General features: G+C 70.9%; 26 protein-coding genes. 17 read left to right on the forward strand and 9 right to left on the reverse strand.

The genetic code is table 11. The annotated features are described in order from the left end of the window. Positions 1–183: 183 nt before the first annotated feature. Genes FM051_RS37365 through FM051_RS37390 form a run of 6 tightly spaced genes read left to right on the forward strand, consistent with a single transcriptional unit; the run spans position 184 to position 5723 of the window. Complete coding sequence (locus tag FM051_RS37365; protein ID WP_238412927.1) at positions 184–612, forward strand: MFS transporter; 429 nt, start codon at positions 184–186, stop codon at positions 610–612. Positions 613–655: 43 nt separating this feature from the next. Then, complete coding sequence (locus FM051_RS37370; protein ID WP_158851740.1) at positions 656–2233, forward strand: ABC transporter substrate-binding protein; 1578 nt, start codon at positions 656–658, stop codon at positions 2231–2233. Continuing rightward, positions 2200–3237 carry an ABC transporter permease gene (locus FM051_RS37375; protein ID WP_238412928.1) on the forward strand — a complete coding sequence of 346 codons (1038 nt, stop codon included), beginning with the start codon at positions 2200–2202 and terminating at the stop codon, positions 3235–3237. The genes FM051_RS37370 and FM051_RS37375 overlap by 34 nt, the downstream gene beginning before the upstream one ends. Further along, on the forward strand, positions 3230–4117 hold the full coding sequence (locus FM051_RS37380; RefSeq protein ID WP_158851742.1) for an ABC transporter permease: 888 nt from the start codon (positions 3230–3232) through the stop codon (positions 4115–4117). Before FM051_RS37375 ends, FM051_RS37380 begins: the two co-directional genes overlap by 8 nt. Then, entirely contained in the window at positions 4111–5067 is a 957-nt protein-coding gene (locus FM051_RS37385; protein WP_238412929.1) for an ABC transporter ATP-binding protein, read from the forward strand. The genes FM051_RS37380 and FM051_RS37385 overlap by 7 nt, the downstream gene beginning before the upstream one ends. Beyond that, entirely contained in the window at positions 5049–5723 is a 675-nt protein-coding gene (locus FM051_RS37390; protein ID WP_238412930.1) for an ABC transporter ATP-binding protein, read from the forward strand. The genes FM051_RS37385 and FM051_RS37390 overlap by 19 nt, the downstream gene beginning before the upstream one ends. 10 nt (positions 5724–5733) lie before the next feature. Here the strand turns inward: FM051_RS37390 and FM051_RS37395 are convergent, their stop codons facing one another. The 3 genes from FM051_RS37395 to FM051_RS37405 all read right to left on the reverse strand — a co-directional run bounded on the left by FM051_RS37395 (position 5734) and on the right by FM051_RS37405 (position 6988). Further along, a complete protein-coding gene (locus FM051_RS37395; RefSeq protein WP_158851744.1) occupies positions 5734–5988 on the reverse strand; it encodes a three-helix bundle dimerization domain-containing protein in 255 nt (84 codons plus the stop codon). Positions 5989–6054: 66 nt separating this feature from the next. Next, a complete protein-coding gene (locus tag FM051_RS54145; protein ID WP_158851746.1) occupies positions 6055–6267 on the reverse strand; it encodes a hypothetical protein in 213 nt (70 codons plus the stop codon). A gap of 163 nt (positions 6268–6430) precedes the next feature. Then, positions 6431–6988 carry a response regulator transcription factor gene (locus FM051_RS37405; RefSeq protein WP_158851748.1) on the reverse strand — a complete coding sequence of 186 codons (558 nt, stop codon included), beginning with the start codon at positions 6986–6988 and terminating at the stop codon, positions 6431–6433. 455 nt (positions 6989–7443) lie between these two features. On the opposite strand from FM051_RS37405, the gene FM051_RS37410 reads away from it, so the two are divergent. Further along, on the forward strand, positions 7444–7749 hold the full coding sequence (locus FM051_RS37410; RefSeq protein ID WP_158851750.1) for a hypothetical protein: 306 nt from the start codon (positions 7444–7446) through the stop codon (positions 7747–7749). 81 nt (positions 7750–7830) lie between these two features. Here FM051_RS37410 and FM051_RS37415 read toward each other — a convergent pair whose 3' ends face one another. Beyond that, positions 7831–10287, reverse strand: coding sequence for a SpoIIE family protein phosphatase (locus FM051_RS37415; protein WP_158851752.1), 2457 nt, complete (start codon positions 10285–10287; stop codon positions 7831–7833). A gap of 166 nt (positions 10288–10453) precedes the next feature. Here FM051_RS37415 and FM051_RS37420 point away from each other — a divergent pair, with 166 nt between their 5' ends. Continuing rightward, positions 10454–10978 carry a TetR family transcriptional regulator gene (locus tag FM051_RS37420; RefSeq protein WP_158851942.1) on the forward strand — a complete coding sequence of 175 codons (525 nt, stop codon included), beginning with the start codon at positions 10454–10456 and terminating at the stop codon, positions 10976–10978. A gap of 67 nt (positions 10979–11045) precedes the next feature. Here FM051_RS37420 and FM051_RS37425 read toward each other — a convergent pair whose 3' ends face one another. Beyond that, positions 11046–11252 carry a helix-turn-helix domain-containing protein gene (locus FM051_RS37425; RefSeq protein WP_158851754.1) on the reverse strand — a complete coding sequence of 69 codons (207 nt, stop codon included), beginning with the start codon at positions 11250–11252 and terminating at the stop codon, positions 11046–11048. Continuing rightward, on the reverse strand, positions 11252–11731 hold the full coding sequence (locus tag FM051_RS37430) for a DUF2975 domain-containing protein (RefSeq protein WP_158851756.1): 480 nt from the start codon (positions 11729–11731) through the stop codon (positions 11252–11254). Before FM051_RS37430 ends, FM051_RS37425 begins: the two co-directional genes overlap by 1 nt. 308 nt (positions 11732–12039) lie before the next feature. Between FM051_RS37430 and FM051_RS54150 the strand changes: the two genes are divergently transcribed. The 8 genes from FM051_RS54150 to FM051_RS37470 all read left to right on the forward strand — a co-directional run bounded on the left by FM051_RS54150 (position 12040) and on the right by FM051_RS37470 (position 20464). Continuing rightward, entirely contained in the window at positions 12040–12468 is a 429-nt protein-coding gene (locus tag FM051_RS54150) for a sigma factor-like helix-turn-helix DNA-binding protein (protein ID WP_158851758.1), read from the forward strand. Between the two features lie 83 nt (positions 12469–12551). Continuing rightward, positions 12552–13304 (forward strand): cellulose-binding domain-containing protein, encoded by a 753-nt coding sequence (locus FM051_RS37440; RefSeq protein WP_158851760.1) that lies wholly within the window; start codon positions 12552–12554, stop codon positions 13302–13304. A 73-nt stretch (positions 13305–13377) separates the two neighbouring features. After that, positions 13378–14856: a protein adenylyltransferase SelO gene (locus FM051_RS37445; protein ID WP_158851762.1), complete on the forward strand. Its 1479-nt coding sequence runs from the start codon at positions 13378–13380 to the stop codon at positions 14854–14856. Positions 14857–14930: 74 nt separating this feature from the next. Beyond that, positions 14931–15302 carry a YciI family protein gene (locus FM051_RS37450; protein WP_158851764.1) on the forward strand — a complete coding sequence of 124 codons (372 nt, stop codon included), beginning with the start codon at positions 14931–14933 and terminating at the stop codon, positions 15300–15302. Then, the gene (locus FM051_RS37455) at positions 15299–16540 is read left to right on the forward strand and encodes an RNA polymerase sigma factor (RefSeq protein WP_158851766.1); all 1242 of its coding nucleotides are present in this window, start codon (positions 15299–15301) and stop codon (positions 16538–16540) included. Before FM051_RS37450 ends, FM051_RS37455 begins: the two co-directional genes overlap by 4 nt. 113 nt (positions 16541–16653) lie before the next feature. Then, complete coding sequence (locus FM051_RS37460; protein ID WP_158851768.1) at positions 16654–17340, forward strand: dihydrofolate reductase family protein; 687 nt, start codon at positions 16654–16656, stop codon at positions 17338–17340. A gap of 208 nt (positions 17341–17548) precedes the next feature. After that, entirely contained in the window at positions 17549–17767 is a 219-nt protein-coding gene (locus FM051_RS37465; protein WP_158851770.1) for a hypothetical protein, read from the forward strand. A gap of 87 nt (positions 17768–17854) precedes the next feature. Beyond that, positions 17855–20464 (forward strand): CHAT domain-containing protein, encoded by a 2610-nt coding sequence (locus FM051_RS37470; RefSeq protein ID WP_158851772.1) that lies wholly within the window; start codon positions 17855–17857, stop codon positions 20462–20464. 31 nt (positions 20465–20495) lie between these two features. Here the strand turns inward: FM051_RS37470 and FM051_RS37475 are convergent, their stop codons facing one another. Beyond that, the gene (locus tag FM051_RS37475; protein WP_158851774.1) at positions 20496–22262 is read right to left on the reverse strand and encodes a hypothetical protein; all 1767 of its coding nucleotides are present in this window, start codon (positions 22260–22262) and stop codon (positions 20496–20498) included. A 159-nt stretch (positions 22263–22421) separates the two neighbouring features. After that, a complete protein-coding gene (locus FM051_RS37480) occupies positions 22422–23210 on the reverse strand; it encodes an SDR family NAD(P)-dependent oxidoreductase (protein WP_158851776.1) in 789 nt (262 codons plus the stop codon). 99 nt (positions 23211–23309) lie between these two features. On the opposite strand from FM051_RS37480, the gene FM051_RS37485 reads away from it, so the two are divergent. Beyond that, entirely contained in the window at positions 23310–23822 is a 513-nt protein-coding gene (locus FM051_RS37485) for a MarR family winged helix-turn-helix transcriptional regulator (RefSeq protein ID WP_158851778.1), read from the forward strand. A 27-nt stretch (positions 23823–23849) separates the two neighbouring features. Here FM051_RS37485 and msrA read toward each other — a convergent pair whose 3' ends face one another. Continuing rightward, the gene (gene msrA / locus FM051_RS37490) at positions 23850–24353 is read right to left on the reverse strand and encodes a peptide-methionine (S)-S-oxide reductase MsrA (RefSeq protein WP_158851780.1); all 504 of its coding nucleotides are present in this window, start codon (positions 24351–24353) and stop codon (positions 23850–23852) included. Between the last annotated feature and the right edge of the window lie 33 nt (positions 24354–24386).

The raw sequence follows: 24386 nt of genomic DNA on the forward strand, positions 1-24386 counted from the left end.
GCTCGTTCAGGTGCGGCAACAGCGCCGCGAACCGGCACCCGAGCTGCGACAGGACCTCCCGCGTGATCGCCATACCAGACCAACGAGCACCAAGATCGAAAGCAACACCTTGATCTTTTACGGCTTCTGTACGCCCCGCAGCGCACGGCGGCCGGTGCCTCGGCGGGCGTCGCGGCGCTGTTCGTGCTCTACCTCGGCGGTGCGGTGGGCACCGTGCTGGGCGGCAGCCTGGCGAACCGGTGGGACCGGGTGGCCGTCGTGCGCTGGTCGTACCTGATCACCGTGGTCGCCGTCGCAGGTGTCGTGTTCGTTCCCGGTCCGGGGTTCTACCTGTTCGTGGCACTGACCTCGGTCGGCCTCTACATCCCGTTCTCGCTGCAGGTGACCCTCGCCCAGGACTACCTGCCCACGCGCATCGGCACGGCCAGCGGCATCACCCTCGGCTTGACGGTGAGCATCGGAGGGCTCGTGAGCCCCTTGATCGGCAGCGTCGCCGACGCCACGTCCCTACAACTAGCGCTCGCCCCGCTCATCCTGATGCCCGCCCTGAGCTGGCTGCTGTTCCGAACACTGCCCGAACCGGGCTTGCTGTTGCAAAAGACTTGCTGTTAGCTACTCCTGGCAATAGTTGACCTTCCCTGCTGAGGTGATGCGTGTGCGGCGGCTGCTGATCGGCGTCTTGGTTACGGTCGCGTCAGCCACCGCGTGCACGTCACCCGACGGCGACACGGCGGCCGACACCGGGCAGTCCATCGTGATCGGGGCCGGTGGCGAGCCGGACAACCTCAACCCGATCCTGGGCTACGCACCGGACGGCGCGTCGAAGATCTTCGACGGCCTGGTGTCCCGCGACGCGCAGCTGAACCTGGTGCCGGGACTGGCGGAAGAAGTGCCGACCGCCTCGCCGGACGGCCTCACGTGGACCGCGACACTGCGCGCGGGCGTGGAGTTCTCCGACGGCACGGCGCTGTCCGCGCAGGACGTCGTGTTCACCTACAAGTCGGTGCTGGACGCGAAGACCAACTCCACGATCGCGTCGCGCTTCGACGCGCTGGCCGACGTGACCGCGCCGGACGACCGCACAGTGGTGTTCCGGCTGTCCCACCCGTACGCGCCGCTCGTGCAGCAGCTGACCCTGGGCATCGTGCCGCGCAAGGCATTCGACGGCGTCGACGTCAACAGCGCGCCCTTCAACACCGCCCCGATCGGCACCGGCCCGTACACGGCGGCGGAGTGGCGCAAGGGCGAGCGGATGGTGCTCAAGGCCAACGAGGACTACTGGGGCGGCGCACCCGCGATCAAGACCGTGACCGTGGTGTTCGTGCCCGACGACAACGCCCGCGCCACGCGGATGGCCGCCGGCGAGTTCGACGGCACCGTCCTGCCGCCGAAGCTGGCGAAGTCGTACACCGGCAAGTCGGGCTACCGGATCGTGCGGAACCCGTCCGCCGACTACCGCGGCCTGGGCATTCCGTCCGAGCTGCCGTTCACCTCCGACCCGAAGGTGCGCCGGGCGATCAACCTCGCCCTCGACCGCCAGGCCATGGTCGACACCATCCTCGCGGGCGCCGGAAATCCCGCCGCGACACCGATCTCGCCTCACCTGAAGGACTGGTACGACCCGAACGCCTCGTTCGCGCACGACACCGCCGAGGCCGAACGACTGCTCGACGAGGCGGGCTGGCGGAGGGGCACCGACGGCATGCGGTCGCGTGACGGGCAGGTCGCGCGGTTGCCGATCCTGTACCCGGCGCCGGACGTGCTGCGCAAGGAACTCGCGCTGGCGGCGGCCGGCGACATCGCGAAACTGGGCATCGACGCGCCGGCCGAGGCGACCACGTTCGAGCTGATGCTGCAACGGCAGAGGGAGGCCGCGAGCGTCTGGGGCGGCGGAGACCCGTACGACCCGGACACCGCGGCCTACACCCTGCTGCACTCCCGCTACGCCGGTCAGCCCGGCTACCTCAACATGACGCTCTACCGGAACCCCGCGGTGGACGCGGCGCTGGACACCGGCCGCCGGAGTCTCGACCCCGCCACGCGCAAGCAGGCGTACACCGACTTCCAGCGGGCCTACACCGCGGATCCGGGCTGGGCGTTCCTGGTGTTCCTCGACCACACCTACGTGCTGCGGGACGAGTGGGACGGCCAGGCCGAGCAGGTCGAACCGCACGACCACGGGCTCGTGCACGCGGTGTGGTGGAACCTCGAACGCTGGACACCCAAGCCGTGACGGCCGTCGCGACCGCACGGACCCGCAGGCGCGGTCGTGCCCTCGGCCTGCTCGTGCTGCGCCGGCTCGCGTTCGCGGTCCCGGTGGTGCTGCTGGTCGGCTTCGCGCTGTTCGTGCTGGCCAAGGCGTCACCGTTCGACCCGGTCGAGCGCTACTTCGGGCTGCGCATCATCGGCGCCTCACCGGAACGCGTGGCGCAGGTGCGGGCGAACTGGGGCGTCGACCAGCCGGTGGTCGAGCAGTACCTGGCCTGGCTGCGGCACGCGGTCGCCGGGGACTTCGGCGACTCGCTGTCCCTGCGGCAACCGGTGTCGCAGGTGATCGGCGAACGGCTCGGCTGGTCGGTGTTGCTCGTCGCCGTCGCCTTCGCCCTCGCGTTGCTGCTCGGGTTGGTGCTCGGCACCGCCGCGGCCTGGCGTCAGGGCGGTTGGCTGGACCGGACGATCACCGCGGTCGCCTACGCACTGGAAGCCGCACCGGTGTTCTGGCTGGGACTGGCCGCCCTGTACGTGTTCGCGCTCGAACTGCAGTGGCTGCCCGGCGGCGGGCTCACCGATCCCGACGCCGCGCTGGGCGTCGGGCAGGTCGCCCGGCACCTGGTGCTGCCGGTGTCGGTGCTCGCGCTCTCCCACGCGCCCTGGTACGTGCTGTTCGTCCGGCAGAGCCTGCTCGAATCGTTCACCTCCGACCACGTGATCGGCGCGCGGTCACGCGGTCTACCGGATCACCTGGTCGTGTCCGGGCACGCGCTGCGCACCTCACTGCTGCCGTTCCTGACCCTGCTCGGCGCCCGGCTGCCCGAGCTGATCACCGGGGCTCTGCTCGTGGAAACCGTGTTCTCGTGGCCCGGCATCGCCAGAGCCACCGTCGACGCCGCGCTCAACGTGGACTTCGCGCTGCTGGGCGCCCTCACGGTGCTCGCCACCGCCGTGGTGCTGCTCGGCAACCTGCTCGCCGACGTGCTCTACGCGGCGGCCGATCCGAGGGTGGGTCTGGATGGTTGACACCCCGGTCTGGCGGCCGGTCCCGCGATCACGTGTCGCCGCCGCGAGCACGCCCCGATCGCCGCGCCGCCGACTGATCCCCGCCGCGGTCGTCCTCGGCGTGCTCGTCGGCGCGGCGCTGGTCGTGCCCCTCGTGGTCGACCTCAACCAGCAGTACGTGGACCTGGCCTCGGCCGACCGGCCGCCGTCCCTGGCGCACCCGTTCGGCACCGACGAACTCGGCCGCGACGTCCTGCTGCGCTGCGTCTACGCGTTGCGCGTGTCGCTGGCGGTCGGCCTGGTCGCCGCCCTGATCTCGTCCGTGGTGGGCACCGCGGTCGGCGCGCTCGCGGGCACCGCCGGCGGTTGGGTCGACCGCTTCCTGATGCGCCTGGTCGACGCCGTCGCGTCGGTGCCGCACCTGCTGCTGGGCATCGTGATCGTGGCGATCCTGAGGCCCAGCCTGACCGCCGTGGTGATCTCGATCGGCCTCACCCACTGGCTGACCTCGGCACGGATCGTGCGCTCGGAGATCCTCTCGCTGCGCAGCCGCCCGTTCATCGACGCCGCGATCGTCGGCGGATCGTCCCGCACGCGCGTCCTCGCTCGGCACCTGCTGCCCAACGTCGCACCGCAGGTCCTGCTGGCCACCACGCTGATGGTGCCGCACGCGGTGTGGCACGAGACCGCGCTGTCGTTCCTCGGGCTCGGCCTGCCGCCGCACGCCGCCAGCATCGGCAACATGATCAACGACGCGCGGCGGTCACTGCTGTCCGGCGGCTGGTGGATGTCACTGGCCCCCGGCGCCGTCCTGATCGCCGCGACCCTCGCCATCTCCGGGCTGAGCGGGGTCTGGCGCGACCGGCTCAACCCCCGCCGCAGGTCGGAGCTCACGTGGTGAACGAACTCGTGCTCGACCACCTCTCCGTGCGATTCGCACTGCCGGGCAAGTTCAGCCTGCCGGGCGCCACCGTCGCGGCGGTCAACGACGTGTCCCTGCGGATCCGTCCGGGCGAGTGCGTGGCGCTCGTGGGCGAGAGCGGCTGCGGCAAGACCGTGCTCGCCAACGCGCTCCTCGGGTTCCTGCCCGGCAACGCGCAGACCTCCGGAACGGCGACCCTGACCGGTGACGGGCCGTCCCTGGACCTGCTCACCACGTCCGACACGGTGCTCGCCACGACCGTCCGCGGGCGCCGCATCGGCCTCATCCCGCAAAGCCCGGCCGCCCACCTCACCCCCGTGCGCACCGCCCGTGCCCAGCTCGAAGAGGCCGTGCGCGTGCACCACCCCACCGACACCGCACCCCGCGACCACGCGCACCGGGTAGCCGCCCGCGCCGGGCTCTCCCCCGACGACCTCGACCGCTACCCGCACGAACTGTCCGGCGGCATGGCACAACGCGTCGCCAACGCGCTCGCCCTGGTCGGCGACCCGTGGCTGCTCATCGCCGACGAACCCACCACCGGCCTGGACCGGCACCTGGTCGACGGGCTGATCGAGGAGTTCCGCCGCATGGTCGCCGACGGCCGCGCGGTCCTGCTCATCACCCACGACCTGGCCGCCGCGCAACGGATCGCCGACCGGATCGCGGTCATGTACGCGGGGCGGATCATCGAGATCGGCCCGACGCGGAAGGTGCTCGAAGTGCCGCGCCACCACTACAGCCGGGGCTTGGTCGACGCCCTGCCCGACCGCGCGTTCACCCCGATCCCCGGCCAGCCGCCCCTGCTCACGGACCTGCCGGCCGGCTGCTCGTTCGCGCCCCGGTGCGACCAGGCGGCTCCCGTCTGCGCCGAGCGCCCGACCCTCACCGACGACGACCACGCCGTCGCGTGCCACCTCCCGTGCTGACCGGACTGCGCGCCGACGCGATCACCGCCGGCTACGACCCCCGCCACCCGGTCCTCACCGACTTCAGCCTGACCGTCCACTCCGGACAGACCTTCGGCCTGGCCGGCCCGAGCGGCAGCGGCAAGTCGACGCTCGCCCGTGTGCTCGCCCTGCTGCACAAGCCTTTCGCGGGCACCGTCCACCTCGACGGCGTCCCGGTGACCGGTTTCCGCCAGCGCGCACCACGGGCACAACGCACCCGCATCGGCGTCCTGTTCCAGCAACCACGCCTGTCGGTGGACCCGCGGATGACGCTGCGAACGGCGATCGCCGAACCCCTGCGCGCCAACGGCCGACCGGCCGACCGCGTGGACGAACTGGCCGAGCTGGTGATGCTCACCCCGGAGTTGCTCGTCCGGCGGCCGCACGAGGTCAGCGACGGCCAGCTCCAACGCGCCTGCCTCGCCCGAGCCCTCGCGCTGCGCCCCGGTTACCTCGTGTGCGACGAGATGACCACCATGCTGGACGCCTCCACCACCGCAGCTCTCGTCAACGTCATCCGCGACTACCAGCGGCAGACCGGCGCGGGCGTGCTCGCCATCTCGCACGACACCGTGCTGCTCGACCACTGGGCGGACCACGTCGTGACGCTGGACAACGCCACTGCCGGGAACTAGCGATGCGTGGTCATGACGCCTGTGCGTCCAGCAGGCTCTGCTCAGCGGACCGAGCGGCCAGGATCGGCAGGAAGCTGTGGAATTTGGCTCTGCCGGCGAGTTGCCGATAGGCGTCGGAGACGGCCTCGCGGACGACCTGGTAATCGATCTTGCCGCCGAGGCGCCGGGCGACCTCCTCCGCGGCCTGGTCCAGCTGCACATCGATCCTGGTGTACAGGTCGTGCGGATCACGCACCGAGTGGCCTTCGAGTTTGTCAGCCATCATGATGTTCCTCCGTCACTGCACCATCGGAACCAGGCTACCCCAGCACCACGTGACGGGCCTGTCAGATCACCTGTCGTCCGCCCGTCCCGGCAGCGTGACGGTGACCGCCAGACCGCCGCCCGGCCGTGGTTCCGCGTGGACGTCGCCGTCGTGGGCGCGGGTGATGGCCTGGACTATCGACAGCCCGACCACGGCCGGCGCGATGGCGCCTCCGGTCAGCAACCGGTCGAGGAAGTCGTCCTGGACGGCCGTTTCGACGCGGAACTCCGCAGGCGGCACTCCACCGGTGGTCGACGGTGCGGCGGGGTGTCGACCCGGGAGCCCGCGGGCAGTCGCTGCGCGGTCAGCACGTAGGTGAAGCCGAGGAGCGCCGCGCCCGCGAGCAGGAAGAGTCCACCCTGGACCAGGGTCAGCCTGGCGCGGATCGCCAGCCTGGTCCGCCTCACGGGATCCGGTACCCGACGCCCGGCTCGGTCACCAGCACGGGCGGATCGCCGAGCTTGCGCCTCAGCTTGAGGATCGCCATGCGCACGGCGTGGCTGAACGGATCGGCGTGGACGTACCGGCCGTCGCGGTACACCTCGCGGCGGTGCGGGTCCAGCCGGATACCGGCGCGGTGCAGCACCGGCGGCGCGGCGGGCCGGGAACGCCGCCCGAGCGCCGGCACACGTGCCGCCAGTTCGGGGAACGCGAACGGTTTGGCGAGGTAGTCGTCGGCGCCCATGACGAGCCCGGCGACGCGATCGTCCACACCGGAGGCCGCCGTGAGCATCAGCACGCGGACATCCGAGCCCGCGTCGACCACCTCTCGGCAGACTTCGTCCCCGTGGACCACGGGAAGATCCCGGTCGAGCACCACCACGTCGTAGTCGTGCACGTGCAGTCGTTCCAGGGCGGCGGCGCCGTCGTGCACCACGTCGACCGCGTGGGCGTCGCCGCGCAGCCACTCCGCCACGGCGCCCGCGAGCAGCGGCTCGTCCTCGACCACCAGGATCCTCACCCGGCCATGCTCGCGGACCGCGCGTCACCTCCGCGTCAACGTTTTTGGTTACGCCGAGGAAATACGCCGCCGTGTCGACTGTGTCACGTGACCACGCAAATGGAAGTGGACTACCAGCCCAGTCAGCCGCACGGCTGGCCTTCCGGGCGGGGCCAGACCGTCGGGGTGACGATCGGCGGGCACGTACCCGCCCGCGATCTCACCCTCGGCGGTCGGGCGCACCGGATCAGCCTGCGACCGTTGACCCACCTGACCACACCGTCGGCACTCTTCACCGAGACCCTCGGCGCGGCGTTCGGCGCGCGTTACGCGTTCCGGTCCGCCGGCGCCGGCGGCGGGTTCAGCGTGCGGTCGTACAACGTCCTGGTCGAGGAAGCGACGCAGCACAGCCCGTTCCACTACGGCGCCGACCTGTACGTCGTCGGCAAGCCCGCCCGTCATCGTGGCGTGCCGCGGTGGATCCAGGTCGTCAGCCAGGTCAGACCGACGCCGTTCGTCTACAACGGCGGGGGGCCAACCCGTTCCACATCTCCGGGGGTCCCGTTTCGATCTACGGCGAGCGGGTCGTCAACTTCGCCCACCAGACGGCCATGCCCGTCCTGGCGCCTCCCGGCGATGAGCCGCCGGTGGAGGAAGCCTTCGCCGCCGAGGTGTTCCTCGTCGTGGACACCGGCTGGAAGGACTCATCCGGCAGGGGCGTCGTCGACGTCTTCGGCGGCTTCACCTGGGGCTGGCAGATCCGGCGAGTGCCCGCCGGGTGAGCCGTCCCGATCCTCGGAGAACCGATCCGGGCCGGTCCTGCGGGTCATTGGAAGATCACGTCGCTATCGCGTTCGGAACGGTCATGCGGTGACGGTGGCGGCCACGATGCACGTGTCGTCCAGCGGGGTGGCGGGGACCAGACGCGAGGTCAACGCTCCCGGCATCTCCGCCGGGTCCAGGTCCGCGACGAACCGGCGGATCTCCTCCGCCAGGTAGTCCAGGTCGTCACCGCCGTCACTGGTGGAAGGCCGGCGCTCGATGAGGCCGTCGGTGAACAGCAGCACCGTGTCATCGGGTGCCAGGGCCGTGCGCGCCGTCGCGTACACCGCCCCCGGCACGGCGCCCAGGATGGGGCCCATGGGCCGGTCGAGCAGGTGCACCTCGTGCGACCGCAGCAGCAGCGGCGCGGGGTGCCCGGCCTGCGCCCACGACAGCCTGCGCGTCGTCGGCTCGAACCTGCCGACGAACGCCGAGGCCAGCGTGACGCCCTCGCTCCCGGTCAGCATGCGGTTCAGCACGTCGAGCACACCGGCCGGGTCGGGGTTGGTGAGCGCGGCCCCGGTGAGCGCGTACCGCAGCTTCGCCATCGCCGCCGCGGTCGCCAGGCCGTGGCCCGCCACGTCGCCGATCGCGAGCAGCGTGCTGCCGTCGTCGATCGAGAACGCGTGGTACCAGTCGCCGCCGACCTCCGCCCACCGCTCGGCCGCCAGGTACCGCACGGCCACCCGCATCCCCGGCAGCTCCAGCGGCTGGCTCGGCAGCGGCAGCACGGCGGAGCGCAGCTGGTTCGCCACCTGGTGCTCCTGCGCGAACTGCTCGCTGAGGTCGAACATCCGCTTCTCGGCCCGCCGCGTCGCGGTCACGTCCTGCAGCACCACGTCCAACCGGATGGCGTTGCCCTCGACGTCCAGCACCGGTTCGCCGATGAACCGGGCGAACCGGATCTGCTCACCGGCCCGCAGGCGCAGCTCGGAGTCGGTGCGCTCGCCTTGCTCCAGCATCCGCCGCACGGCGTTCTGGAGGATCGGCAGGTCCTCGGGGACGATGGAGTCCCTGATCTCGTCCAGCGACATGGGGCCGAGTGCCGGGTCGCGGTCGAAGATGACGTAGAGCTGGTCGGACCAGTTGATCTCGTTGGTCACGAGGTTCCACTCGCCCCAGCCGATGTTGCCCAGGCGCTGGACGCTGCGCAGCCGCTCCAGCTGCAGCGGGTCCTCGTGCTCGTGCCACGCCAGGATCAGGCCGTCACCGAACTTGCCGATGGTCAACGTGTACCGGCCGCCCTGCGGCAGACCGGGGCTGTTCTCCTCGTAGTCGAATGTGCTGACCACCTCCCGGACCCCGGTGCGGAGCACGCGGTGGTAGGCCTCCCACAGCTCGGTCCCCGCGACGGTCGGGTAGGTGGTGAGGATGCTCCGCCCGACCAGTTGCTGGTACCGGCGGCCGGCGAAGTCGACCGCATCGGGGCTGGCGGCCTCGAACCGGAAGTCCACCACTTCCCCGTTCGCGCCGTGGACCGCGCCGAGCAGCGTCACCGAGCCGGGCAGCACGTCCAGCAGGTGCTGTGCCCAGAGGGTCCAGTTGCGACTTCGCGCGGGGCCTTCGGTGCTCAGCAACGCCATGAACGTGGACCCCGCAGCTCGCACGAGCACCTCCAGCTCCCACTGCTCCTCGGACGAGAACTCGTGGTGCTCGGTCCACAACAGCCCGACGACACCGGCGATGCGCGTCTCGTCCCGGAACGGCAACCAGGCACGCGAGCACCACACCGTCTCGGGGTCGCCGATCATGACGTAACGCCGACGGGCCTCCTCCAGGTCGGGCAGCCAGTGCGGCAGGCCGCTGCGCACCGAGGTGAGGATGCCCGTCATGAGCTGCAGCGGCACCCGCTGCCACTCCAGCCGCACCTTGGTCGGCACGTTCGCCGCGGCCTCCAGCCGCATCCCGCCGTCGGGTTCGACCAGGTAGATCAGCACACCGTCGCAGCCGACGTGCTCGCGGATGAGTTCCGCCAGCTCCTCGGGGTCGGCCGCCGTGCCGATCGCCGCGAGCGCCACCGGCTGCGGCGTGCGTTCGCCGATCGGGGCGGGCGAGGGTTTCGGGATGTCGACCTGCCGCACGTAGCGGGACGGGTCGAAGGAGCTGTCGGCGAACACAGGACGCGGGCCGTGCGGCGGCGGTGGCGGCGGCACGCCGAGCACGCCCGCCGCGATGACGACCAGGTCGCTGCCCGTCGCCTGGGCGAGCCGCACCATGTCCTCGAACGCCTCGTCGGGCCGGCACGACAGCCGCTCGGCGAGCACCCCCTTGGCCTGCTCGACCACGGCCTGCCTGCGCGCAGCGGCTCTCAGCCGGTCGATCTCGTCACGCTGCCGGGCGACGAGGTCGGCCAGCGCAGAACCGGCCGGATCCCGCTGCGCTGCCATCACGTCCAGCATCGCGCCTATACCCACCGCACGGCCAGCCGAACCGTCGGATTGTTCGTCCACATGGGTCAACACCGCGATCGCCCACGACGTGCGGATGGCGGTTGGCACAAGCAGATTGAGGCAGGCGGGATGAGCGGCGACGTCCGTCCCGTGGGCCGTTTTTCTCCACTTGTATCTTTAGGAACACATGTATACTTTCTCCCCCGTGCAGCCCGATCGAGCAGAGAAAGCCCACTCCCAAGACCGGAGGGTGCGGCGATCGCGCGCGGCCCTGATGGCAGCCGCGGTGCGCTTGGTGTCCGAGCGCGGCACGACCGCGATCGCGGTCACCGACCTCACCGAGGCGGCGGACGTGAGCCGGAAGCTGCTCTACATGCACTTCGGCGACCGGGACGCGCTCCTCGTGGCTGCCGCGGTCGACCTGGTGGAACGGAAGGTGATCCGGAAGGCCGAGGACGCCGGCGAGGCCCTTCGTCCGCAGGTGCTGGCGTTGGCGCGGCACTTCGCGGAGCACCGACCGTTCTACCGTCCGATGCTGACCGGATCGTGCGCGTTCGCCATGACCAGGACCCTGAACGACCTGTTCGCCTCGCTCAACAGGACGACCGTCCGGGAACTGTTCGGTGAGCTGCCCCGGACCACGCAGCACGACTTGGCGCTGTTCCTCTCCGGCGGCGCGAGCGCGGTGACCAACGACTGGCTGCTCGACGGCGCGGACCCCCTCGATCCCGAGGAGCTGGCGGACCGCCTGCTCGGCCTCGCGTCGGTCCTCACCCCCACCCTCCCCTCGTCCGGTTGACGGAGGTCGTACCCGATGAACGCGAGCAGCCCGTCCGCCGGTCGAGCTGATCCGCGGGCACTTCACGTCATTCGTCGACCCATTCGAGCAGGTCGCCGGGCTGGCATTCGAGTACCCGGCACATGGCTTCCAGGGTGCTGAAGCGCACCGCCTTGGCGCGACCGTTCTTCAGCACCGCCACGTTCGCCGGCGTGAGCCCGATGCGTTCGGCGAACTCGCCGACGCTCATCTTGCGCTTGGCCAACTCGACGTCGATGCGCACCACGATCGGCATCAGATCACCGAATCCATGTCGTTCCGCAGGGTGGTGGCCTGCCGCAGCAGCGCACGCATCACCACCATCAAGAGCCCCAGCACGGTGACGCCCGTCGTCAGCAGGAACAGCAGGAGCGGCACTCCGGGGTCGTCCGCGTTGAAGCCGACGTAGAGGAACACGCCCACGAGCACCACCCACGCGGCGCCGACGGCCCACACGATCGCGTCCACCCACGCCAAGGAGGCCTCGCTGAAGATGCGGTCCTTCTTGACCAGGCTGAGCAACTTCCAGGTGGACACGACCACCACCTGAACGCACAGCACCCAGAAGATCGACACGGCGGTCAGCGGCCACCTCAGGTACGCGAGGTCCGGCGACTCCTGCGCCATGTGCCTGAACTGCCCGGGCAGCGACATGACCTGGAACAGGACCAGGACCCCGAACAGCAACACGAGGAAAACTCTGAGAAGGGCTACCGCCCAGCGCTCTGTGGCCATGCGATCGAGTATCGCTTGCTACCTATCGACTGTCAATCGGTACCTATCGTCTCACGATGGCCATGTGGCACAGCGAGCGATGTGCTGACGGTTTTTTCGCGGCCTCAGGCAACGTCACCGAGGCAATCGGTATCTGAGGGGGTGAACGAGGGAGGACAGATGACCTGCTGCAGACCGCGCTGCTGGGGACCGCACGGCGTTGGTCCAAGCTCCACCGACGAGACCAGCCTGACACCTACGTGCGGCGCGCGATGTACAACCACCAGGCCCGGCGGTGGCGGCTGAGGGCCGCGCGGCCGGAGTCACCGATGGCAGACCCGCCCGACCTGGCCGCCGCCGGCGACCACGCCCAGCAGATCGCGGACCGGGACGGCCTGACGGAGGCCCTCGGCCAGTTGCCCCCACGGCAGCGGGCCGTCGTGCTGCTGCGGTACTGCGAGGACAGGTCAGAGGCCGAGGTACCCGATCCCGGTCGGCGACCGCACCGGCCTGCTCGGCAAGCAGAACGGCGTCACGATCCTGTGGGTCCCGCTGCCCGGCCACGGCAACCTCAGCGTCTCGGTACCCGACGCGGTGGGCTTCACCCGGGAGGACCTGGTCCGGTTCACCCTGGGCATCACCAACGGTTGAGAGCACTCCGCGGCGGCGCTCCGACCGCGCCGCCGCGGTGCCCCAGGGGAGCTGCCGGTCGGCAACGACTCGGCAACGACGCGGAGGCAGTGGAGAAGTTCATGTGAACCGTGCACGGCGCTGGTCCGTATAGCGAACCGCATGCCCGCGCCAGAGCGCGACCCGCCGTAGCACCTCCACAGGAGCTCTCATGCACTTCGCTCGGATCGTCCGGGCAGGTCTCCTCGTCCCCGCGACCCTGGTCACCGTCGGTCTGGCCACGTCGCCGGGCGCGACAGGCGCCGCGGTCGGCTGCGACGTCGACTACACGATCACCAACCAGTGGCAGGGCGGGTTCGGGACCAACATCACGGCGACCAACTTCGGTGACCCGATGTCGAGCTGGACGCTGGAGTGGACGTTCGCCGCCGGGCAGAGGGTCACCGCCGAGGCGTGGAACGGCGCGTACACCCAGACCGGCAGCACGGTGCGGGTGAGGAACGTCAGCTACAACGGCACGGTGCCCACCGGCGGGTCGGTCACGCTCGGTTTCAACGGCACCTGGTCGGGTTCCAACCCCGTGCCGAAGTCGTTCAAGCTCAACGGGGTGCCGTGCACCGGCTTACCCACCACCACGACAGTGGCACCAGCACCAGCACCAGCACCACCCGCCCCGCCCGCGACCACGACCGAGGCATTCGCCCCGACCACCACAACGACGGAGGCACCACCACCACCGGCCACGTCGTCGACCACGACCGAGCCGACGCCCACGGAGACGACGCCGGGCACGTTCCACTGGCCCACGACGAAGCCGAAGACGGTGGTCGTGCTGTCCGCGGACCGCGAGAACCTGGATGCCGGCGGAGGCTCGGTGCTCGCGCGGTGGGTCATCGGCCTGCTCCTGCTGACCGGCGGCGTCGTCCTGCTGCTCGAACTGTGCCGCCGCGTCCTGCGGGGCTAGCGTGATCCGCCCGGACTCCCCCGTGGTCGAGCGCCCACCCGGCCGGCCGACGCGTGGCACGTACCGTGATGGCGTGAGCATCGCACCGCCACCGACCGTGACCCTGGACGACCAGTTCGCCCGCGCGCTCCCGGAGATGGCCCTTCCCTGGCAAGCCGAGCCCTGGCAGGCCGAGCAGGCTCCCGCGCCGCGCCTGCTCGTGCTCAACGGGCAACTGGCCGAGGAGTGCGGCCTGGACACCGACTGGCTGCGCAGTTCCGAGGGCCTGCGCCTGCTCCTCGGCACCCACGTCCCCGACGGTGCGACTCCGGTGGCTCAGGCCTACGCCGGGCACCAGTTCGGGCACTACGCCCCGCGTCTCGGCGACGGTCGCGCCCTCCTGCTCGGTGAGGTCGTCCACGCCGACGGCCACCCGCGCGACCTGCACCTCAAGGGCTCCGGGCGCACGCCGTTCTCCCGTGGCGGCGACGGCCTGGCGGCGGTCGGTCCGATGCTGCGCGAGTACGTCGTCAGCGAGGCGATGCACGCCCTCGGGATCCCCACGACCCGCTCCCTGGCCGTGGTGGCGACCGGACGCCCGGTGCGCCGCGACACCCTGTTGCCGGGAGCCGTGCTCGCACGGGTCGCGAGCAGCCACCTGCGCGTCGGCAGCTTCCAGTACGCCCGCGCCACGGACGACGTCGACCTCCTGCGCCGTCTCGCCGACCACGCGATCGCCCGTCACCACCCCCACGCCGCCGACGCCGAGCGCCCCCATCTCGCGCTGTTCGAGGCGGTCGTCGCCGCCCAGGCGTCGCTGGTGGCCCGGTGGATGCTCGTGGGTTTCGTCCACGGGGTCATGAACACCGACAACATGACGATCTCGGGCGAGACCATCGACTACGGACCCTGCGCGTTCATGGAGGCGTTCGACCCGGCCACCGTGTACAGCTCCATCGACCACGCCGGGCGCTACGCCTACGGCAACCAGCCGCTCGTGGCCGAGTGGAACCTGGCGCGGCTCGCCGAAGCCCTCCTCCCCCTGCTCTCCGACGACCAGGAGCAGGCGATCGCACTGGCGGTCGAGGCACTCGGTGCGTTCCGCAGGCAGTACAACGGCGCGTGGTCGACCGGGATGCGGGCCAAACTCGGCCTGCCCGACAGCCTCGACGACACGGTGACCTCACCGCTGGTCGACGAACTGCTCGCCCTCCTCCAGGACAACCACGTCGACCACACGTCGTTCTACCGCCGCCTCGGCACGGCCGCCCACGGCGACACCGAACCCGCACGCGAACTGTTCCTCGACCTCGCGGCGATCGACGACTGGATGGCCCGCTGGCGGGCCCTCGGACCGGACGCCGACGCGATGCAGCGGGTCAACCCCGCCTACATCCCCCGCAACCACCTGGTCGAGGAAGCCCTCACCGCCGCCACGGAAGGCGACCTGGGTCCACTCGAACGACTCCTGGACGCGGTGACCGCACCCTACGACGAGCGCCCCGGCCACGAGCGCTACGCCGCCCCCGCCCCGGACGACTTCGGCGCCTACCGAACCTTCTGCGGAACCTGAGCCTCTCCCCGCTGTCGCGCACGCCCCGCCGGCAGAATCGGGTGTCCGAACAGGACACCTGAGAGGGGCGCCCGGTGAAGTACCTGATGCTGATCTACGGCAACGAGCAGGTGTGGAACAGCGTCGACGCGGAGGGGTTCGCGAAGCTGGTCGCCGAAGTGGACGCGTTCAACGACGCACTGCGGGAGTCCGGTGAACTCGTCGACTCCCAGGGCCTGATTTCCCGCCCGCGGTCCGTGCGCGTGGTCGGGGACGCGCCGGTGGTCACCGACGGCCCGTACCTGGAGGCCAAGGAGTACGTCGGCTCCTACTTCGTGGTCGACGTCGACAGCGAACAACGCGCGCTGGAGATCGCGCGGTCGTACCCGGCCCTGCGCTACAGCCGGGGCCTGGGCGGCGGCATCGAGGTGTGGCCGCTGATGAACCGGGGCGGCGGCGACCTTTGACCTCGGGCGAGCCGGTCGAGCACCTGTTGCGCACCCTCGCGCCGCAGGTGCTCGGCATCCTCGTTCGTCGTCACGGCGACTTCGCCCGGTGCGAGGACGCCGTGCAGGAGGCGCTGATCGACGCCGCCGGCACGTGGTCGCGGGCCGGCGTCCCGGAACACCCGCTGGGCTGGCTCACCACGGTCGCCGCGCGCCGCTACGTCGACCAGGTGCGCTCCGACGCCGCGCGGGAACGCCGGGAGCAGGCGCTGTTCGACGCCGTGCCGCGCGACGAGTTGCTCGCCGCTCCGCCGGACGCCGAGCCGGTGCGTGACGACCTGCTGGAACTGCTGTTCCTGTGCTGCCACCCCGCCCTGACCGCGCCGTCGCAGATGGCGCTCACGCTGCGGGCGGTCGGCGGGCTGACCACCGCGGAGATCGCCGCGGCGTTCCTCGTGCCCGAGAAGACGATGGGCCAGCGGATCTCCCGCGCCAAGCAGCGGCTGAGGGAGGCGGGCGCCCGGTTCGCACTGTCGCCCGACCCCGAACGGGGGCCTGAGCTCCAGGTCGTGCTGCACGTGCTGTACCTGCTGTTCAACGAGGGCTACAGCGCCAGCGCCGGGCCCGACCTGCGTCGGCCCGACCTCACCGCGGAGGCGGTGCGGCTGACGCGCCGACTGCACCACCGGCTGCCCGACTCCGGTGAGACCGCCGGACTGCTCGCGTTGATGCTGCTGACCGAGGCGCGCAGCGCGGCCCGCACCGGACCCGGCGGCATCCTGATCCCGCTGGCCGAGCAGGACCGGTCCCGGTGGGACCGGGCGGCGATCGCCGAGGGCACCGACCTGGTGACCCGCAGCCTGGCGGTCCACCCCGTGGGCCCGTACCAGGTGCAGGCGGCGATCGCGGCCGTGCACAGCGAGGCGACCTCGGTCGAGGACACCGACTGGCCGCAGGTCCTGGCCCTGTACGACGTGCTGGAGCGCCTCGCGCCCAACTCGGTCACGGCGCTGAACCGAGCCGTCGCGCTCGGCGAGGTGCACGGCCCACAGGTCGCTCTGGACGTCGTCGCCGAACTGGAGCGGGGAGTGCTGGCCGGCAACCACCGACTGCTCGCCGTGCGCGCGCACCTGCTCGAACGGGCGGGTGACCTCGCCGCCGCGAGCGAGACGTTCCGCCAGGCCGCGCGCCTGGCGGGCAGCGTGCCCGAGCAGCGGTTCCTGCTGCTGCGGGCGGTCCGCTGCGCGTCCGCCGGGTGAGGCCGGGGACCCGCCGGAAAAGTCTTGTCGCGCCGACGTAGAAATCCGGTCGTCGGCTCCGATCCCCTCCCGAGCGAGCCCGCCGGGGCATCGCCGGGAGGAAGGAACGCAGCATGACCAAGGTGACCGCGCAGATGTCGGTGTCCCTCGACGGCTTCTACGCCGGACCGCGCCACGAGGGCGACGGCGACTGGCTGGAGTCCGCGGAGTCCGCGGCGTTCTTCCGCGTCACCCGCTGGGCGATCAACGCGATGGCGTGGCGGGAGCGGCAGGGCTTCGCCGGTGGGGAGCAGGACACGAACTCGGACATCATCCGCGAGACGTTCGAGGCCGCCGGGGCGTACGTGATGGGACGGCGCATGGCCGACTGCGGTGAGGTGCCGTGGGGCGAGAAGCCGCCGTTCCGCGCGCCCGTGTTCGTCGTGACCCACCGCCCGCGCCCGACGCTGGAGCGCAAGGGCGGAACGAGCTTCACCTACGTCACGGACGGCATCGCGAGCGCGGTGGAGCAGGCGAAGGCCGCCGCCGGCGGCAAGAACGTCGCGGTCGCAGGCGGCGGCAGCCTGGTGCGGCAGGTGCTCGCGGCCGGTCTGCTCGACGAACTGGACCTGCACGTCGTGCCGGTCGTGCTCGGCACCGGGATGCGGCTGCTCGACGCCGACCTCGGCCTCGACGCCAAGGAGGGCATCGAGCTCACGCCGACCAGGGTGGTGCACACCCCCGACGTCACGCACATCCGCTACAGCGTCGACGGCCGCGCCCCACTCGTGCTGGACGACCGCGGCCGTGGCACACGGTAATCGGACCACCGGAATGGGTGATTGCCGGACCGTTTTCGCAGGGCAACGCCGTGTTGCTACCCAATGTGGAGAATTCGCTCTCGGTGATTACGCCGTTGTGCCACCATTGCCCTGTTCGAGCGGTACGAGGGGTCCGCCGAACCTGACTCAGCGCAGTCGCCTGGGTCGCTTGTCTGGTTAGACAGATCCTCAGGGGAGGAAGATCGTTTTGTCTACGACCACAGAGACCGAGTACCTGGGTGAAGACGTCCCGAAGGACGCACCGACGGACGCCACCACGACGCCGGTCGTGCCGGAACCCGAGCAGGATGACCAGCACGAACACGTGCACACCCACGACGACGGCCACGTGCACACCTACGTGGACGGCGAGCTGTCGCCGATGTGCATCGGCGGCGGCTGCATAACAAAGTTGCCGACGGCCTGACCTGTCAAACGTGATCGCGCCCGCCGATCAGATCCTGATCGGCGGGCGCTGTCCGGTTGCGTTCTGTGATGTCATAGACAGGTGCCAGTGACTGCTGCCCGCGACGAAGCCATTGTCATCCGTGAAGCGCGCGAACTGCACCGCCGCGGGGTAGACGCGTCGTGCGCCGGGCGGCATCGCGATGCGGTGCGGTTGCTGCGGCGCGCGCAGAGCCTGACGGACGCGGTCGATCCCGCTGATCCGGATACCCGGTCGGATTGGCTCGTGACGCGGATCCGGTTGTCGTCGTCGCTGATAGCACAGACGGCGGAGACCTCCGGCCCGGCGGCGGGACTGGACGGGCTGGCCGAGGTGCGGCGGCTGGTCGAAGGCGTGGCAGATCCGCTCATGAAGGAGGAGCTGCGCGGAGGCGTCGAGCACAACCGCGGTCTGCTGCTGCTGAACGCGGGGTTGATCGAGGACGCCATCACCGTCTTCGACTCCGCGCTCGAGCACCACGAACGGCGGCTCGAGACCGGCGACCCGATACCGGCGCTGGTCGACCCGACCGTGAAGACGCTATTCAGCAGGGGGACGGCGCACACCCGACTCGGGTCGGTCGGCCAGGCGCGGCAAGACCTGACCAGAGCCGCCACGCTGGCGACCGAGCACGGGTTGCTGGACCGGGCGGCCGACGCGAGCCGCGGGCTGGGCGTGCTGGACCTTCGGATCGGCGATGTCCCGGCAGCGCTGCGGCGCTACGAGAACAGCGAGCGCTCGTACCGCGAACAGGGCGTCGACGTGCCGGTTGAGCTCGGCACGGACCGGGCGCACGCGCTGATGGCCGCAGGGCTGGCGGACGAGGCCGGCAACCAGCTCGACAGCGTGCTCGCCGTGCTGCGCGCCGAGCACGGCACCGCCCGGTACCTGGGCAACGTGGAGCTGTACCGGGCCGTGGCCGCGTACATGACCGACGACCTCGACCTGGCCCGCAGCATGGCTTCCTCGGCTCGGCAACGGCTGCGCCGCTGGGGCTGCGAGACCTGCGTCGCCAATGCGACGCTCATCGGCCTGCGCGTCGATACCTTGGTGGCGTTGCGGTCCGGCAGGGTCCCCCGGTCGCTGCCCAAGCGGGCGTTGGACTTCGCCGACGCGTTGCCCGTGCCCCGGCTGGCCGAACAGGCAGCGCTCGCGCGGATGCTGGCGGTGCGGCTGGAGATCCGACGTGGCGACATCGAGGCGGCCGAGAGCATCCTCGACCTGGTTCCCCGGCCGGGGAAGCTCGCGCCGATCGACTACCGGATGCTGCGCCGCCTCTGCCGGGCCGAACTCGCCGTCGCCCGAGGCGAACGCGCGACCGCGCTCGCCGAGATCAGGGCCGGTCTGACGGACCTCGACCACGTGCGTGACCGGATGGCCGGCCTGGACCTGCTGTCCGGGACCGCGCTGCACGGCCGGGAGCTGACCGAACTGGCCGTCCAGCTGGTCCTGGACGGCGGCAACGCCCGCCGGCTGTTCTCCTGGTTGGAGCGGACCAGGGCGCAGACGTACCGCTACGAGCCGCTGACCGGCGTCGACAACCCGGAGCTGGCCGAACGGATCGCGGAGGTCCGCAGCCTCACGCAGTCGATCCACCAGGCCGAGCACGAAGGTCACCCGACCGCCGCCCTGCACACCCGCCGTGCCGAACGCCTCCGCGAGGCGAACCGGCTCGGCTGGCACACCGGCCGGTGGGGCAGGCCGCGCCCGGTCGCCGGGTTGACCGATGTGATGGCGCAGCTGGGCGACCGCGCGCTGGTCAGCTTCGCGTCGTCCGAGGATTCCCTGGTCGCGGTGGTCGTGGTGGGCTCCGACGTGCGACTGGCCCGGCTCGGGTCGGCCGAGCAGGCCGCTGAGCACGCCCGGATGCTGAACGCGGACCTCAACGCCCTGGCTCCGGACCACCTGCCGGACCCGTTGGTGCAGGTGATGTCGGCGTCGGCCCGCAAACAGGCTGATCGGATCGACGCGCAACTGATCCAGCCGCTGGCGAAGCTGATCGGCGACCGGGAGCTGGTGATCGTGCCGACCGGCGCCCTGTACGCGATCCCGTGGGGCGTGTTGCCGACGCTGCACGGGCGGCCCACGGTCGTGGCGCCGTCGGCCACCGCGTGGCTGGCCGCGGATCGCGCCGAGCGCGGGTCGGCGGGGCGGACCGTGCTGGTCCGCGGCCCCGGACTGCCCGCCGCCGTCGGTGAGATCGACAAGCTGGGCGCGCACTACGGCACCGCGGCGCTGATGTCCGACGGGCAGGCCACGGTGTCGACCGTGCTGGAGGCACTGGACGGCGCGGAGATCGCGCACTTGGCCGCGCACGGCGTGCACGAGCCGGAGAACGCCCTGTTCTCCCGGCTCGAACTCAGCGACGGCCCGCTCTACGCGCACGAAATGGCGGGTCTCGCCCACCCGCCCCGGCAGGTCGTGCTGGCCGCCTGCGAACTCGCCCTCAACCGGATCCGCCCGGGTGACGAGCCGCTGGGCTTCGCCAGTGCCCTGCTCGCCAGCGGCTCGCAGATGGTGGTCGCCCCGCTGAGCCGGGTGGGCGACCAGGCGTGCGCCGCCGCGATGGACGACTACCACCGCAGCCTGGCCGCCGGAGCCCGACCGGCCGTGGCACTGGCGGACGCCATCGCCGTCGACCCGATGAGGCGCCCGTTCGTCTGCCTCGGCAGCGGGTAGGGGTGAGCGGCTGGTCGGCCACTCCCGGGAGCTAGTAGATCCGCGCCGAGGTGTAGATCAGGTTGAAGCCGCTGTTGACCAGCGTCCCCCCGGAGTCGAAGCAGACGATCCAGATCGAGGTGTCGTTCGCGAAGCTGTAGTCGTTGAGCTGCATGATGCTGCAGTGGTTGCCGTAGCCCCGAGCGGCCACGTGCATGGTGCTGGGGATGTAGCCGTTGGCGAAGTGCGCCTTGTACTTGCCGGTCGACATCCGCTCGAGCGTCACCGGGCCGTTGCCCGACGCCCACTGCGTGGTGATCACGGGCGCGCCCGCCTCGGCGATCCTGCCCAGAACCGTGTCCACAGCGGACAGGGGCTGCCGACCGGCGACGTGCTGGACCTCCGCGTGCAGCTCGCGCACCCGGGTCGCCAGGTGCTCGTCGTGGTCGTCGCGGGCCAGGCTCACGGCGGCGATCAGCAGTTCGGCGGCCTCCTCGGTGTTGCCGTCGTTGAGCCTGCGCACGGCCAGGCAGTAGCGGAAGTAGACCTCGTCGCGCACGGACTCCGCACCGACCGCGGCACGCAACCCGAGGCCGAGCACGACCGCCCACGCGCCCCAGTGCCGCGACCACATGAGCCCCGCGGAAGCCACGCGGGCCAACGACAACGCGGTGTCGTGCATCCCCGCGTCCAGGGTCCGCTTCAGCGCTCTCTCGATGACGCGGATCTCCCAGGCGATGGCATCCGGGAGCGCCCCCGTCACCCACTCCGCAATGCGGTCGACCAACCCGGGGAGCTCGGATTCCGGAACCGGCGGCACGAACCCCGCCACGAGATCGGTGACGCGATACCGGTCGTTCTCGCGTTGCGCCAAGCCCTTCCGCGCCAACTTGCCCGCACCACGGGCCTCGGGCACACCGCACACCGTGGAGAGCAGTTCCCCGCCCCACTCCACGTCACCGAACGCGACGAGCGCGCGCAGGGCGTCGCGCGCCCGATCGGTGAGCGAGGTCAGCACGACGGGGATGACCACCGCGAGCGCCTCGGAGCCCGACAGGCCCTCCGGCACCTTGCCCTGGCTGCGGGCGGAGTCCCGCAACACGGCGCGCTCCAGGACGTCCTGGGGGTTGCCGTCGCACTCGTCCCAGTCGCTTTCGACCGTCTCGCGGTCGAGGGGTTCGCCCAGTTCGTCGTCCACCATCGCGATCGCGTCGTCGAGGCGCAGCCCGCCCAACGACCGCTGCTTGGCCACCACCCACAGGTCGTCGCGCCGGGACGACAGGACGAACACGCTGCGGGGCATGGCCGAGATGACCACGCGTGCCTCGTCGGGAGGCAGGTCCACGCCGTCGAGCACGACGAGCGCGCGCACCTCGCCGAGCATTCGCCTGGCGAGGCTGTCCGGCACCACGGTGTCGGGGTCGAGTTCGTAGCAGGTGTGCACGAGCTCCTGGACGATGTCCTCGGCGCACAGCGGAACCCGGTCGAGCCAGACCAGACGGGCGTCGTCGGCGACCACGCGCGCGGACAGCGTCCCGGTGTTCGCCGCGTGCTGGAGCAACAGGGTCTTGCCGATGCCACGTGGGCCGGCCAGCACGACGTGCCTGCCCGCGGCCACGTTGTCGCGCAGGAACGACAGGTCGTCCTCGCGGCCTCGGATCGGCGCGCGCAGGGTGTGTTCGAGGTTCAGCGGCAGATCCCGTCGCACGAACTCGCTCCGTGCGAGGACTCTCCGCTGCACCTCGCGTCGCTGATCGACCGCGTCGTAGATGTGCAGGTCCCGGCCGGCCTGGAAGATCCGCGCGGCCCCGGATGCCACGGCCTTCTGGCCAAACGCCTCCTGCCCGGTTCCGGGCCGTCGCCAAATACCCACCGCTCGTCATCGTCCCGCGACTGTCCACTCTTGAGTCCGCAACGGTGCGGACAAACGAGGTTGTCCCGGATCCGGTGGCCGGTCGGGCCCGGTCCGGGTGGTCGGTCACCCGCCGATGTGCGGTGCGCGTGCGGCGGAGGAGCCGTCCCGGATCAGCTCGCCGGTGAGGTTGCCGTTGGCCGCCGAGCCGAGGAAGACGGCGATCCTCGCCACGTCGTCGGAGTCCGAGAGCCTGCGGGTGGGTGTGGCCGAGGCGAGGGCGGTGACGACGGACTCCGGGATGTCCGGCCGGTTGTCGGTCAGGGTGAAGCCGGGTGCCACCACGTTGACCAGGATCCCGTCCCGTCCCCCCTCCCAGGCGAGGCTGCGGGCGAGCCCGTACAGGCCGGACTTGGCCGTCCCGTAGGGACCGGGGCCGGGCAGGCCTTCCTCCGCGACACCCGAGGAGATCAGCACGATGCGCCCCCAGCCCTTGGCGCGCATGCCCGGCAGGACCGCGCGGACCGATGCGGCGGCTCCCACCAGGTTGGCGTTGATCATCGCCTGCCACTCCTCCAGCGGCACGTCCTCGAAGCGCACGCCGGGATCCGGTGGCGCGTCACCACCCCAGCGGACGGCGTTGGCGACGAGGACGTCGATCCCGCCCCACTGCTCGACCACGGTCGCGGCGGCGCCACCGATACCGGGCAGGTCTTCGAGGTCGAGCCGGACGACGAGCGCCTGCCCACCCGCCGCCTCGACCTCCGCGGCCACCTTCTCGGCCTTCTCGCGGTTGTTCCGGTAGGTGATCGCCACCCGGGCGCCCTCGCGCCCGTAGGCACGAGCCGTCGCGGCTCCGATCCCGGTCGTCGCGCCGGTGACCAGCACGACGCGCCCCTTCAGCCCGGTGTCCATCGAACTACCTCCATGTTCAGATAATCTTGAATCACTACTAACTTAGAACAAGATGATCTGAAGTCAAGAAGATATTTCGACCTTGCTATCCTGACGACCATGACCGCCTCTCGCGCCCCCGAGAGCTCACCCGGCAGCCGGCTGCACGAGGACCTGCACTGGGTGTTCGCCCGCCTGAAGCAGGGACTGGCCACCGCGGAGGCCGCGGTGGTGGAGGCGCACGGCATGAGCCACTGGGGCTACACCGTGCTGATGGCGATCGTCGACTCCCCCGCCCGCAACCAGCTCGCCCTCGCCCAGGCCGTGTCGGTCGACAAGAGCAAGCTGGTCCTCATCCTCGACGAACTGGAGAACAGCGGCCTGGTCGTCCGCCGACCCGACCCCGCGGACCGCAGAGCCCGCATCATCGAGGTCACCCCGCAGGGACGCCGCGCTCTCCAAGCCGCCCGCGAGGACATCGCGGCAATCGAGGACAACCTGCTCGCCGACCTCGACGGTCCGTCACGGACGGCGTTCAGGACCGCGCTGCAGCACCTCGTCGGCACGGCCGTCCTGCGAATCGAGGACGGACGCCCACCCGAAACCGCGTGCCCACCACCAGACAGTCCGTGAGCGGGGCCACGATCTCGACGGTCGTGCTCAACGCTCGCCGAGCTGCCATTCAGGCCTGACGTAGTGGCAGGTGTACCCGTTCGGGTAGCGCTCCAGGTAGTCCTGGTGCTCCGGCTCCGCCTCCCAGAAGTCACCGGCCTGGGTGACCTCGGTGACGACCTTGCCCGGCCACTTGCCGGACGCGTCCACGTCGGCGATGGTCGCCTCCGCGACCTGCTTCTGCTCGTCGCTGCCGTAGAAGATCGCCGAGCGGTAGCTGGTGCCGATGTCGTTGCCCTGGCGGTTCCGCGTCGTCGGGTCGTGGATCTGGAAGAAGAACTCCAGGATCTGCCGGTAGCTCAACTGTGCCGGGTCGAAGACGATCTCGATCGCCTCGGCGTGGCTGCCGTGGTTGCGGTAGGTCGCGTGCGGGACGTCGCCTCCCGTGTAACCCACACGGGTGGAGACGACACCCGGATGACGGCGGAACAAGTCCTGCATACCCCAGAAACAACCACCCGCGAGGACGGCCCTCTCGGTCACCGTAGCCATGTCGTCACTCCGCTCCTCGAATCTGGTCGACGC

This window comes from Saccharothrix deserti (assembly GCF_009769385.1).
Lineage (GTDB): Bacteria > Actinomycetota > Actinomycetes > Mycobacteriales > Pseudonocardiaceae > Actinosynnema > Actinosynnema deserti.